Here is a 12,338-nt window from a genome sequence, read left to right as displayed (position 1 = left end):
GATGTCTCCTGGTGTCTTGTCGCGGTTTCTTGGAATAAAAGCAGTCATGCGACTTGGAACTGCTTTGCGTCTTCCTTGATCAGGTCTGCGGCCTTCTCGGCCATCATCACGACGGGGGCGTTGGTGTTGCCGGAGACCAGAGTGGGCATGACCGAGCAATCGACCACACGCAGACCCTGAATTCCGTGCACGCGCAGGCGGGCATCTACGACGGACATGGGGTTCTGGGCCGGGCCCATGCTGCAGGTGCCGCTGGGGTGGAAGATGGTGGCCCCGTTGTTACGGCAGAACTCCAGCAGCTCTTCATCGCTTTGCTGAGCCGGGCCAGGCTTGATTTCCTGCTTTACATAAGGCGCCATGGCCGAGGTCTGCGCAATCTCTCTGGCCGCGCGCACGGCAGCGACATTGGTGCGGCGATCGAGTTCGGTGCTCAGGTAGTTGGGCTGCATCGATGGCGGCTCAAACGGATCTTGTGAGCGTATGCGCACATGGCCGCGCGACTCGGGGCGCAACTGGCATACCGACATGGTGAAGCCCGAATAGGGATGCACCTTGCCACCCGCCATGTCTGCCGAAAGCGTGGAGACGTGAAATTGAATATCTGGCGTGCTCGCCACGGGCCGGCCATCCACATGCTTGAGTGCACGCATGAAACAGCCGCCTTGATTGATGCCCACGGCCAGCGGGCCAGATCGGTACAGCAGCCACTCCAACCCCAGCTTTGTTGTACCTATCCAGGAATTCAGCTGATCGTTGGTGGTAATGGGTTTGCTGCATTCAAAGCTTAGACGAATCTGCAAATGGTCCTGCAGGTTCTCGCCGACGCCCGGTAAGTCCAGCACCACGGGGATCCCTTTGCTTTGCAGCAGCGCACGTGGCCCCAGGCCTGAAAGCTGCATGAGCTGGGGGGACTGTATGGCTCCCGCACTCAGAATGACCTCGGCATTGGCCATGGCTTTGCGTGTCTTCCCGCGCTGAAAGAAGTTCACGCCTATGGCCCGTTTGCCTCGCATGATCAAGCTGGTTGCCATGGCATCGGTTTCGATGTGCAGATTGGGGCGGTTGCGAGCCGGCCCCAGATAGCCTTTGGCGGTGCTGCAGCGCAGGCCTTTGTGGGTGGTGAGTTGGTAGTAGCCGGCACCTTCCTGCAGACGGCCGTTGAAGTCATCGGTGCGGGGCACGCCAATCTGCTGAGCTCCGCCGATGAAGGCTTCGATCAGCTCATGTTTTGCGCCGATGTCGGAGACTCTGAGAGGGCCTGTGCCGCCATGCGAGGGAAACTCGCCGCGTGCATTGCCTTCGGACTTGATGAAGTAGGGCAGCACATCCTCATAAGACCAGCCCGGGTTGCCCAGCGCGGCCCAGTGATCGTAGTCCTGTGCCTGGCCTCGCACGTAGATCAGGCCGTTGATGGAACTGCTTCCACCCAAGGTCTTGCCTCTGGGCCAATAGATTCTTCGTCCGTTCATATTGGGGTCAGGGTCTGTCTCGAAACGCCAGTTGTATTGAGGGCTCCACATGGTCTTGCCATAACCGATGGGCAAGTGGATCCAGACAGAGCGATCAGGAGGCCCTGCCTCCAGCAGCAGGACCTTGTTGCCGGGGTCTTCGGAAAGTCGTGCGGCGAGAACGCATCCCGCAGAGCCGGCGCCGACGATGACGTAGTCATAACTTGCGATCGCTTCTGACACGAAAATCTCCTTTTGTTCTGTTTGGAGGAACTATTTGTTCCTTTTGATGGAACTCTAAATGCGTGATTGCCCGCTGCAATCAGCGCTTTCCCTTGCTGGTGTAAATACCGGGACGCATGGGCTTTCAACTGGCGTATCAGCGAGCTGTGCCATCATTCCTGTCATGCCCGTAGCAATTCCACAAAGTGCTTCCGATGCCGCACAACCCTCCCAGGAAGATCCCAGCTCAATGTCGGACCGTGCGCTCGCGGTGCTCGATTACGTGACCCAAAGCAGCGAACCTCCGGGGCTGATGGAAATTGCCAATGCGCTGCACTTTCCCAAGGCCACGGCTTCGCGTTTGTGCTCGGGGCTGGAGTCGCGCCAGTGGCTGACGCGGCACGAGGGAGACCGCAGTTTTGCACCGGGTCCACGCTTGCTCAGTCTCGCGGTGAAAGCCTTGCAATGCGATCCGCGCCAGGCTTTGCGCCATGAGGTTTTGTCCCAGCTGGTGCAGACCTTGGGTGAGACCTGCAACCTCACGGTTCTTGATGGAACCCGTGTACGTTATCTGGACCGTGTGGAGACGCACTGGCCCTTGCGCATGCAGCTGGAGGTCGGCTCCCTCGTACCCTTGCATGCGACGGCTAGTGGCAAGCTTTTCCTCGCGCATATGGCTGATCAGCGTCGTCAGGCCGTGCTGGAAAACCTGCTGCTGACGCCTTGTACGTCACGCACCTTGCAATCAGCCGAGGCATTGGCCCAACAGGTCCAGCAGATTCAAGCGCTTGGCTATGCCTGCGACCGTGAAGAGTTCATGCTGGGAATGATTGCCGTGGCCGTACCGATCAAGGACGACAAAGGGCTGTGCCGTGCTGCGCTGGCGGTGCATGCGCCGCAGGCACGCATGTCTCTGGAACAGGCGCTGATGGGTTTGCCGCATTTGCAGGCTGCTGCACAGCGCATGGGCAAGCTCTTGTTCTAGCGCTGCGCTATCCGCTGGACGCGGGATGTGCAGCAAAAAAGGGCTGCCCTGGGGCAGCCCTTTTTGCCGTGAGCATGGCGGTTACTGGAAGCCCAGCGTGTGAGGCAGCCAGGTCGACAGCTCGGGGATAAAGGTCAGCAGGCACAGCACGACGAAGTGGGCCAGCAGGAACAGCGGCATCTCGCGCGTCAGCTCGGTGATGGACACGCGCGTGGACACGGCCGTCACGAACAGCAGGCCGCCGACCGGCGGCGTGATCATGCCCAGCGTGAGGTTGACGATCACCACCATGGCGAAGTGCGTGGGATCGATGCCCAGGCTGAAGGCGATGGGCGCGAGAATGGGCACCAGAATCATCACGCCGGGCAGCGGCTCCATGAAGATGCCGAAGACCAGCAGCAGAATGTTCACGGCAATCAGGAACATGACGGGCGAGAGCTCCCAGCTCACGATCAGCTCGGACAGATACTGCGGAATGCCTTCCACCGTGAGCACCCAGGCAAAGGCGGCCGAGGTCGCCATCACCAGCAGCACCGAGGCCGTGAGCATGGCCGAGCGCGCCAGAATGCCGGGCAGGGCCGACCACCTGAGCGTGCGGTAAACCCATTTGCCGCAGACCAGGGCATAGAAGACGGCCACGACGGAGGCTTCCGTGGGCGTGAAGATGCCGAAGCGGATGCCGACCACGATGAGTACGATGAGCATCAGCGCGGGGATGGCCTTGAAGCTGGTGCTCCACATCTCGCGTGCCGAGGGGCGCGGTTCGGTGCTGCGGTAGTCCCGCTTCTTGCAGACCCACCAGTTGACGGCCGCCATGGCCAGCGCGATCAGAATGCCGGGAATGAAGCCGGCCATGAATAGGCCGCCCACGGACACGTTCTCATCCTGCAGCGCATAGATGATCATGCTGACCGATGGCGGAATGATGGGGCCGACGATGGCGGTGCTGGCCGTCAGCGCGGCCGCATAGGGGCGGCTGTAGCCGGCCTTGTCCATCATCTTGACCATCATGGAGCCGGGTCCGGCCGCATCGGCCAGGGCCGAGCCAGAGATGCCCGAGAACATGGTCAGCGACAGCACATTGGCATAGCCCAGGCCGCCGCGCAGATGGCCGACGAACTGGGCGGCAAAGCGCAGCAGCACGGCAGTCAGCGCACCGCCCGACATCAGCTCTGCGGCCAGGATGAAGAAGGGCACGGCCATCAGCGGAAAGCTGTCGATGCCCGTGAACATTTCCTTGAAGACGATCAGCTGTGGATAACGTCCGCCGACAAAGACCGCCAGGGCTGCCGAGATGGCCAGCGCAAACGCCACCGGAAAGCCCAGCGTGAGCAGGACGATGATGGCAACAAATAAAGTGATACCCATGATGTTTCAGTCAATCAGTGATTCATGGTGTGGCGCATAGATTCGTACGCGCACCAAGTCAGGGACACCGAGGAAGGGCCGCCCCGCACCGAGGTGTCGTTCCCCTCCCGCGAAGCGAGAGAGGGGGATGCAGCGAAGCTGCACAGGGGGTGTTTCATATCGACGCTGCGGCATCCGCATCCATTTCATCGGACTCGGCGAAGCTGCCTGTGGTGATGTAGCCGCGTGCGATGAACAGCAGATGGATCAGCATCAGCACAAAGCCCACAGGCATGGCGCCGTAGATATAGGAGATCGGAATGTCCGTGGCCGCCGTGGTCTGAAAGCGTGTGGCGTACACATACTGCGAGGAGGTCACGGTCATCACCACAAAGAAGACCGCCAGGATCAGCACGACAAAGCCGCGCATGGCCTGCGCCTTGCGGGTGCTCACGCTGCGGTGCAGATTGTCGATGGCCACATGGCCGCCAAAGCGCAGCACCAGGCCGGAGCCCAGAAAAGTGACCCAGATCATCATGTGGCGGGCCACTTCCTCGGCCCAGACGATGGAGTCGCCCGTGGTGTAGCGCAGCACCACGTTGGCAAAGACGATGCAGGCCATGGCCAGCAGCAGCAAGATCAGCAGCCAGCGATTGCCGGCCACGAGAATGCGTTCGATACGATCAAGCATAGGAGTGGGGGTGAGCAGAGGCAGCGGCGAAACCTGCCGCAAGAGCCGGCTGCGTCACGGAGTTGAAGGCTGCGTCATCATCGGCGGGAATTGGCGCAAGTCCATTCGTGCTGACCGCAGCCGGGCAAGGACCTGCCTTGCCCAGGAGGGAGAAAAATGCACGGGCCCGTCTCCGCGGAGGCAGGCCCGTGTTGCCGGTTGCTTACTTGACGGCGGTGATGGAGTCCAGCGTCTTCTGGCCGAACTTCTTGGCGTATTCCTTGTACGCGGGCTCCAGCGCGGTGCGGAAGGCGGCCTGATCGACCTTCTCCACGACCTTCATGCCGTTGGCCTTGGCTTCTTCAACGCCCTTCTTCTCCACGTTGTCCACAAAGGCGCGCGAGGCCAGCGCACCCCTCTTGGCGGCTTCCGTGAAGGCGGTCTTCTGGGCGGCGTTCAGCGATCCCCAGAACGAGGGCGACACGATCAGGGCCATGGGGGCGTAGACGTGGGAAGTCAGGGTCAGGTGCTTTTGCACTTGCCACAGCTTGGCGGACACCAGCACGGAGATGGGGTTCTCCTGGCCGTCGATCGTGCCTTGCTGCAGCGCACCGATGACTTCGGGCCAGGACATGGGGGTGGGCGAGGCACCCAGGGTGCGGAAGGCCGTGATGTGCACGGGGTTCTCGGTCACGCGGATCTTCAGGCCCTTGAGGTCGGCCACGCCATTGACGGCATGCTTGTTGTTGCTCAGATGGCGAAAGCCCTGCTCGCCCCAGGCCAGGGCGATCAGGCCGCGCTTCTGGAACTTGGCCAGCAGGTCCTGACCGAAGGCACCGTCCATCACGGCACGTGCGTGCTGGGTGTCGCGGAACAGGAAGGGGATGTCCACCACGCCCACATCGGGCACGAAGTTGCTCAGGGCGCCAGTGGAAACGATGGCGGCTTCCACGGTGCCCAGCTGCAGGCCTTCGATCAGCTCACGCTCGCCGCCCAGGGCGGAGGCAGGGAACTGCTTGAACTTGTAGGCACCGTTGGTGCCTTTTTCCACGCCCTCGGCCCAGGCGTTGGCGGCAGCGCCGTAGTGGGAGTTGACGGCCAGCGCATAGCCGATCTTGACTTCCTTGCCCTGGGCAAATGCAGTGCCTGCGCTCAGGGCGGCTGTTGCTGCCACGGCCGTGGCGACGAAGGTGCGGCGAATCATGCGCATGGTGTTGGTCTCTCAGAAATGTTTTGAAATGAATCAAAAATTGTAGTGAGTGCCAACCGTGGGTTTTTACGCACCCGGGGGTCGTCTTGTACGGGTGGGTGCATCGTGTTTGGCGATGGATTGGCATCAAAAAAGGCCTCTGTGCCGGCAAGCACGGAGGCCTTTGAAAATGAGAGCTGCTTGCGCTTGTTTTCAAACGATTTCAGATTGTTTTGATAGTGAAATCGTTAAGCAAAGAGCGGTTGAAGCTACTATTTTTGCTGAGTCAGCAACTGATCGGCAAGCTGCACAAAGCCGTCGCCGCGCTCGGCCGAGGTCACATGGCGCGGCAGATGCCTGAGCTGAGGCACGAAGCGCGCGATATTGGCCACGCCCACGCTGTGGGGCATGTGCTCGAACATCTGCTGGTCGTTGGTCGAGTCGCCGATATACACCCAGCGCGCCAGCGTGGCGTCCAGATCGATGTCGAACAGCTCGCGTGTGATCCAGCGCGCGCCTTCGAGCTTGTTGTGCTCGCCGAACCAGCCGTTGATGTGGATGGAGCTGACGGTGGCGTTCATGCCGGCCGCCTTCATGATGGCCACGCATTCATCGATCTGTGCCTGGGGCATGTTCGTGAATTCGCTGTGGTCCACGGCGATATCGCATTCGCGGCCGGCCGAGTCCGTGGCGCGTCTGGCGCCGGGCACGGTGGCCTCGATCTGCTCGAGCACCTGCTGCATGCGGGCAAAGTTGCGGGTGCGCTCGTCGGCGGATTGCTGGTAGAGCTTGTCCAGGCCGCCCTGGGCATTGCGGCGCAGGGCCACGGCACCGTTCTCGGCCACGATGGCGTCCACGGGCCAGGCCGATGCAAAGGGCACGCTCCAGCCCACGGGACGGCCGGTGATGGGCACCACCTTCAGGCCCGCATTCTTGAGGCGCGCAATCGCGGCCACCACATGCTCGGGCACCACGCCGTCGGTGGTCAGCGTGTCGTCGATATCGGTCAGCACGCCCAGCAGCTTGGCAGGTGTCCGCAGTTCAGACAAAGGGCGCAGAAATTCTTGGCTCACAACAAACTCTCTCGATGTTGATCCTCGCCTGAAGCTAGCGCGGTCCAACTCAGAGACATCGAGCAAGAGCCGCCTCGCAGCGAGGATGTCGTCCCCCTCCGGCGAAGCCAGAGAGGGGGAAGGCGCGGGGCCGCCTAGGCGAAGCGCCTCAGGGGGTGATCACGCTCAATTCGCCGAGCCCAGTGCCAGGCCCGCATGCTCGCGCAGCGGGTGGAAGTGGATCTTGGGGAAGCGCTCCTGCGCCAGGCGCACGTCATAGGGGCTGGTGCACAGATAGGCCAGGGTGTCGGCCGCATCATGCGCCAGACGCATGGGATAGGCGTTCTCGAACTCGCGCAGCTCGGCGGGCGAATCGGCCGTGATCCAGCGCGCCCCGGTGTACTGGCAGCCTTCCAGGCGCACGTCGCAGTCGTACTCGGTCTTGAGGCGGTGCTGAACCACTTCGAACTGCAGCTGACCCACGGCGCCCAGCAGCATATTGCCGCCGACATCGGGCTTGAAGACCTGGATCGCGCCTTCCTCGCCCAGTTGCATCAGGCCTTGCTGCAGCTGCTTGGTACGCAGCGGGTTCTTGAGCACCACGGTCATGAACATTTCGGGTGCGAAGAAGGGCAGGCCGGTGAACTGTAGATTCGGGCCGTCGGTGATGGAGTCGCCCAACTGCACGCCGCCGTGAATCGTGAAGCCGATGATGTCGCCCGCATAGGCCTCGTCAACGGCCTCGCGGCGCTGGCTCATGAAGGTCACCACGGATGTGGGGCGCAGTTCCTTGCCGGTGCGCTGCACCTTCATCTTCATGCCAGGGGTGTACTTGCCGCTGGCCACGCGCACGAAGGCGATGCGGTCGCGGTGGTTGGCATCCATGTTCGCCTGCACCTTGAACACCACGCCTGCGAAGGTTTTGTCTTCGGGGTTGATGGTGACTTCTTCGCGCTGGCGGTTCACTTCGGTGAAGGCGACGCGCGGGCCGGGCGGGGGGGGACATGTCGACCACGGCGTTCAGCACTTCCATCACACCGAAGTTGTTCACACCGGAGCCGAAGAACACGGGGGTCAGCTTGCCTTCCAGAAACGCCTGGTGATCCCATTCGGCCGATGCGCCCTGGGCCAGTTCCATGCTCTCGATGGCATCGTCGTAGGCCTGGCCGAAGCGGGCACGCAGCCTGTCGACTTCGGTCAGCGGGATGACTTCGAAGTCTTCGGGGCGCTTCTCGCTGCCGGCGGCAAACACCGTCATGCTCTGTGTCTGCAGATTGATGATGCCGCCGAAGCTCTTGCCCTGGCCCACGGGCCAGGTGATGGGGCAGCAGGGCATGCCCAGCTCGCGCTCGACTTCGTCCATGATGTCCAGCGGGTCGCGCACTTCACGGTCGAACTTGTTGACGAAGGAGATGATGGGCGTGTTGCGCTGGCGGCAGACCTCGATCAGGCGGCGGGTCTGCGACTCCACGCCGTTGGCCGCGTCGATCACCATCAGCGCCGAGTCCACGGCCGTCAGCACGCGGTAGGTATCTTCCGAGAAGTCCTTGTGGCCGGGAGTGTCGAGCAGGTTGATCACATGGTCGCGGTAGCTCATCTGCATCACCGACGAGGCCACCGAGATGCCACGCTGCTTTTCGATTTCCATCCAGTCGGAGGTGGCGTGACGCGAGGCCTTGCGGCCCTTGACGGCGCCGGCAATCTGGATCGCGCCCGAGAACAGCAGCAGCTTTTCGGTCAGCGTGGTCTTACCCGCGTCCGGGTGGGAGATGATGGCGAACGTACGACGGCGCCGGGTTTCTGGGGCGTATGACACAGTATTGAGAGCTGTAAATACAGCCGGAGAACGCCGGCTGTGACAACAAAAGGTGCGGCGGTCCGTTTGCCGCACCAGGCCCGCACCCATGCAGGGCAGACCTGTGAATAAGTCTTGAGGGCGCTTATTTTAACGGCAGGGCCAATTCATGGAGATGCTCCGGCAAATGCGGGGCGGGCGACGCCATTGCCCAGGGCCGCTGGCTCCGGCCGCGGGCAGATGCGGAGCACAATAGCGGCCTAGTCTCCGGTCCTTATTTGCCACTCATGAACAGCGTCCCGCAGGATGTGAACACCTCCTTGCCCATCCAGTCTCCAGCCTCTGCCGCTCCGGTATGGATCAAGCGCGGCACGCCCGAGTACCGGCGGGTCAGCGTGGCGCTGTTCCTGGCGGGGTTTGCCACCTTCTCCCTGCTGTACTGCGTGCAGCCGCTGCTGCCCGAGCTGGCCCACAGCTTTGCCGTCAGTCCGGCCCAGAGCGCGCTGGCGCTGTCGGTATCCACGGCCTGCCTGGCCGGCTCCATTGTGCTGGCGGGGGCCTTGTCCGAGGGGCTGGGGCGGCGCAAGTTGATGTTCATCTCCATGGCACTGGCGGCGCTGTGCAATCTGCTGGCTTCGTTCATGCCGCAGTGGCATGCGCTGCTGGCCGCACGCGCGCTGGAAGGCTTGCTGCTGGGCGGCGTGCCTGCCGTGGCCATGGCCTATCTGTCCGAGGAGATCGACCCGCCCGGCCTGGGCTTTGCCATGGGCCTGTATGTGGGTGGCACGGCGCTGGGCGGCATGCTGGGCCGGGTCGGCATGAGCGCCATGACCGAGTTCTGGGGCTGGCGCCATGCCATGGCTGCACTGTCGGTGCTTGACCTGCTGGCAGCCCTGGGCTTTGTCTGGCTGCTGCCCAACTCGCGCAACTTCATCAAGAAGACCGGGCTGGGTGCCCGGTATCACCTGCAGGCCTGGGGCCGGCATCTGCGCCACCCGGGCCTGCCGCTGCTGTTCCTGATCGCCTTCGGCCTGATGGGCGTGTTTGTCAGCATCTACAACTATGCCGGCTTTCTGCTCAGCGCATCGCCCTATCAGTTGAGCCAGCTGCAGATCAGCCATATCTTCTACGCCTATCTGCTGGGCACGGCGGCGTCGCCGATTGCCGGGGGGCTGGCCGACAGGCTGGGCCGCGGCCCGGTGCTGGTTGCTGGCACTTTGCTGATGGCCGCAGGCGTGGTTCTGACCCTGTTGCAGCCGCTGGCCGTCATCGTGCTCGGCATCGTCTTGCTGACGGCAGGGTTCTTCATCGCGCATTCGGTGGCCAGCGGCTGGGTGGGGCGACTGGCCACGCAGTCCAAGGGGCACGCATCATCGCTATATCTCTGGGGCTATTACATGGGCTCCAGCGTGCTGGGGGCCGGGGCGGGCTGGTTCTGGTCGCGCTGGGGCTGGACGGGCGTGGGCTCCGTGGCCTTGGCTGTACTGGCGCTGGTCATCGTGCTGGCCTTGCGCGTTCAGTGGCTGGCCGGGATTGCGGCCGCGAATCGAGCCGCTTCTTGATGCCGTCTTGATATCGGCACGCCCAATCTCTACCCGTTCTTGACGGGCGAATTTCTACAGTTCCTCCATCGCAATCAAGCCGCGTGAACGGCTTGCGGGAGGAATGAAATGACCATCACCTGGATTGAAGCCCTGGCCGCCCTGACGGCGCTGGGGCTGTTTGCCTATTTGGGCTATGCGCTGCTGCGCCCCGAGAAATTCTGAAGGGGCTGCCATGCAAGTGCTGCAAGACCTGATTTTTGTGAGCCTGACGGTGGTCTGCTTTGTCGGACTGCTGGGCTTTGTGCGCGCCCTGGCGCGTCTGTGAAAGGGGTGGATCATGTGGTTACCCTGGATGGAATTTGCCGCCGTGCTGACTGCGGCAACCTTGCTGACCATACCCATGGGCCAATGGCTGGCACGTTGCTTTACCAGCGAGCGTCATGGCTGGCTGGAGCGCCTGAGCTACCGGGTCATGGGCGTGAACCCGCAGGAGCGCATGGGCTGGCAGCGCTATGGCGCCGCTGTGGTGCTGAGCAATGCGCTGATGATGCTGCAGGGTTATCTGCTGCTGCGTCTGCAGGGCGCACTGCCGCTGAACCCGCTGGAGATCGCGGCGCAGGCGCCCGACCTGGCCTTCAACACCGCAGCCTCCTTCATCACCAATACCAACTGGCAGGCCTACTCGGGTGAGAACAGCCTGAGCAATGCAACGCAGATGGTGGTCATCACCTTTCTGATGTTTGCCGGTGCCACCACGGGTGTTGCTGCCGGTGCCGGCTTTGTGCGCGGCCTGGCGCGATCCAGTAGCAAGGATGTCGGCAACTTCTGGGTCGACTTCGTGCGCGTGTTCTGGCGCGTACTGCTGCCGCTGTCCTTCATCATGGCCCTGGTCTATGTCTGGCAGGGCATTCCGCAGACTCTGCACACCGACGCGGTGGCGACGACGCTCGAAGGCGCCCGGCAGCAACTGCTGATGGGGCCCGTGGCCAGCCTGGAAAGCATCAAGCATCTGGGCACGAATGGCGGCGGCTTCTTCAGCATGAATGCGGCACATCCGTTCGAGAACCCGACGCCGCTGACCAATCTGCTGCACATCCTCTCGATGCTGCTGATCCCGGCCGGCATGACCTACGCCTTTGGCTCCATGCTGCTGCGCCGCAAGCAGGGCTGGGTGCTGTTTGCGGCCTGCATGGTGATGTTCGTCGGCTTTCTGAGCCTGGTGTTTGTGGCCGAGCAAAACGGCAGCCAGCTGCTGGCGCGCGCCGGAGCCGATCAGCAATACAGCCTGATCCAGAGCGGCGGCAATATGGAGGGCAAGGAGCTGCGCTTCGGCATTGCCGATACGGCCTTGTTCGTGGCTACCACCACCGCGGCCACCACGGGCTCGGTCAACGCCATGCATGATTCGCTGACCCCGCTGGGCTCCATCACGCCGCTGGCGCAGATGATGCTCAACTGCGTCTTCGGCGGCGACGGCGTGGGACTGATCAACCTGATTCAGTACGCCATCCTCACGGTGTTTCTGGCCGGCATGATGATTGGGCGTACCCCTGAATTCCTGGGCAAGAAGATCGAGGTGCGCGAGATCAAGCTGGTCATGCTTGCGGTGCTGGTGCCGCCGGCCTGCATTCTGGGCTTCACGGCGCTGGCCGTGCTCTGGCCGGATGCCGCAGCCAGCCTCAATAACCGCGGCCCGCATGGCTTCTCGGAGATTCTCTACGCCTATGCCTCGGCCACGGCCAACAACGGCTCGGCCTTTGCAGGGCTGAATGCCAATACGCCGTTCTTCAACACCACCACGGGCCTGGCCATGCTGGCAGGGCGCTTTCTGACGCTTGTGCCCATGCTGGCCGTGGCCGGCAGCCTGGCCGCCAAGGCCACCGTGCCTCCGGGTCCGGGCACTTTCCCCACGGCCACGCCGTTGTTCATGGGCCTGCTGGTGTTTGTGGTGCTGGTGGTGGGCGGTCTGACCTTTCTGCCGGCGCTGGCTCTGGGGCCCGTGATCGAGCACCTGCAAATGCTTGTGGCTCAGCTGTACGCCTAACGTTCTATCCAATTGATGCCAATGGTCTGCAGTCCATGCAAG

At 62.6% G+C, this 12,338-nt stretch carries 9 protein-coding genes and 1 pseudogene; 4 read left to right on the top strand and 6 right to left on the bottom strand.

Annotated features, from left to right (window positions below; genetic code table 11):
- Positions 1–44 precede the first annotated feature (44 nt).
- Complete coding sequence (locus tag V8Z78_RS05705; protein ID WP_046460975.1) at positions 45–1,691, bottom strand: GMC family oxidoreductase; 1,647 nt, start codon at positions 1,689–1,691, stop codon at positions 45–47.
- Between the two features lie 229 nt (positions 1,692–1,920).
- Between V8Z78_RS05705 and V8Z78_RS05700 the strand changes: the two genes are divergently transcribed.
- Complete coding sequence (locus tag V8Z78_RS05700; RefSeq protein WP_255443305.1) at positions 1,921–2,655, top strand: IclR family transcriptional regulator; 735 nt, start codon at positions 1,921–1,923, stop codon at positions 2,653–2,655.
- A gap of 81 nt (positions 2,656–2,736) precedes the next feature.
- On the opposite strand, the gene V8Z78_RS05695 is transcribed toward V8Z78_RS05700, so the two are convergent.
- The 5 genes and pseudogenes from V8Z78_RS05695 to V8Z78_RS05675 all read right to left on the bottom strand — a co-directional run bounded on the left by V8Z78_RS05695 (position 2,737) and on the right by V8Z78_RS05675 (position 8,729).
- Positions 2,737–4,023, bottom strand: a complete 1,287-nt coding sequence (locus tag V8Z78_RS05695; protein ID WP_054074371.1) for a TRAP transporter large permease — start codon at positions 4,021–4,023, stop codon at positions 2,737–2,739.
- A gap of 154 nt (positions 4,024–4,177) precedes the next feature.
- Positions 4,178–4,693: a TRAP transporter small permease gene (locus V8Z78_RS05690; protein ID WP_046461114.1), complete on the bottom strand. Its 516-nt coding sequence runs from the start codon at positions 4,691–4,693 to the stop codon at positions 4,178–4,180.
- Positions 4,694–4,895: 202 nt separating this feature from the next.
- Positions 4,896–5,882 (bottom strand): TRAP transporter substrate-binding protein, encoded by a 987-nt coding sequence (locus V8Z78_RS05685; protein WP_046460978.1) that lies wholly within the window; start codon positions 5,880–5,882, stop codon positions 4,896–4,898.
- 251 nt (positions 5,883–6,133) lie between these two features.
- Positions 6,134–6,934: an HAD-IIB family hydrolase gene (locus V8Z78_RS05680; RefSeq protein ID WP_279090103.1), complete on the bottom strand. Its 801-nt coding sequence runs from the start codon at positions 6,932–6,934 to the stop codon at positions 6,134–6,136.
- Between the two features lie 165 nt (positions 6,935–7,099).
- Positions 7,100–8,729 (bottom strand): annotated as a pseudogene (locus V8Z78_RS05675) (peptide chain release factor 3).
- A 266-nt stretch (positions 8,730–8,995) separates the two neighbouring features.
- Here V8Z78_RS05675 and V8Z78_RS05670 point away from each other — a divergent pair.
- From V8Z78_RS05670 to kdpA, 3 genes are all read left to right on the top strand, one after another.
- On the top strand, positions 8,996–10,270 hold the full coding sequence (locus V8Z78_RS05670; RefSeq protein ID WP_349731051.1) for an MFS transporter: 1,275 nt from the start codon (positions 8,996–8,998) through the stop codon (positions 10,268–10,270).
- Positions 10,271–10,378: 108 nt separating this feature from the next.
- Positions 10,379–10,474: a K(+)-transporting ATPase subunit F gene (gene kdpF / locus V8Z78_RS05665; protein ID WP_003061706.1), complete on the top strand. Its 96-nt coding sequence runs from the start codon at positions 10,379–10,381 to the stop codon at positions 10,472–10,474.
- Positions 10,475–10,589: 115 nt separating this feature from the next.
- A complete protein-coding gene (gene kdpA, locus V8Z78_RS05660; protein WP_349731050.1) occupies positions 10,590–12,296 on the top strand; it encodes a potassium-transporting ATPase subunit KdpA in 1,707 nt (568 codons plus the stop codon).
- Positions 12,297–12,338: the final 42 nt, after the last annotated feature.

The organism is Comamonas sp. wu1-DMT (assembly GCF_040187805.1).
In the GTDB taxonomy this organism is placed as follows: Bacteria; Pseudomonadota; Gammaproteobacteria; order Burkholderiales; family Burkholderiaceae_C; genus Comamonas; species Comamonas thiooxydans.
Note: the sequence above shows the minus strand (reverse complement) of the source record. Positions and strands in the feature narration are given on the sequence as shown.

What these genes read in the sequence shown, in the direction of transcription:
- V8Z78_RS05695 (WP_054074371.1), bottom strand. Translation starts at nt 4,023, where the DNA reads ATGGGTATCACTTTATTTGTTGCCATCATCGTCCTGCTCACGCTGGGC.
- kdpA (WP_349731050.1), top strand. Translation starts at nt 10,590, where the DNA reads ATGTGGTTACCCTGGATGGAATTTGCCGCCGTGCTGACTGCGGCAACC.
- V8Z78_RS05700 (WP_255443305.1), top strand. Translation starts at nt 1,921, where the DNA reads ATGTCGGACCGTGCGCTCGCGGTGCTCGATTACGTGACCCAAAGCAGC.
- kdpF (WP_003061706.1), top strand. Translation starts at nt 10,379, where the DNA reads ATGACCATCACCTGGATTGAAGCCCTGGCCGCCCTGACGGCGCTGGGG.
- V8Z78_RS05685 (WP_046460978.1), bottom strand. Translation starts at nt 5,882, where the DNA reads ATGCGCATGATTCGCCGCACCTTCGTCGCCACGGCCGTGGCAGCAACA.
- V8Z78_RS05670 (WP_349731051.1), top strand. Translation starts at nt 8,996, where the DNA reads ATGAACAGCGTCCCGCAGGATGTGAACACCTCCTTGCCCATCCAGTCT.
- V8Z78_RS05690 (WP_046461114.1), bottom strand. Translation starts at nt 4,693, where the DNA reads ATGCTTGATCGTATCGAACGCATTCTCGTGGCCGGCAATCGCTGGCTG.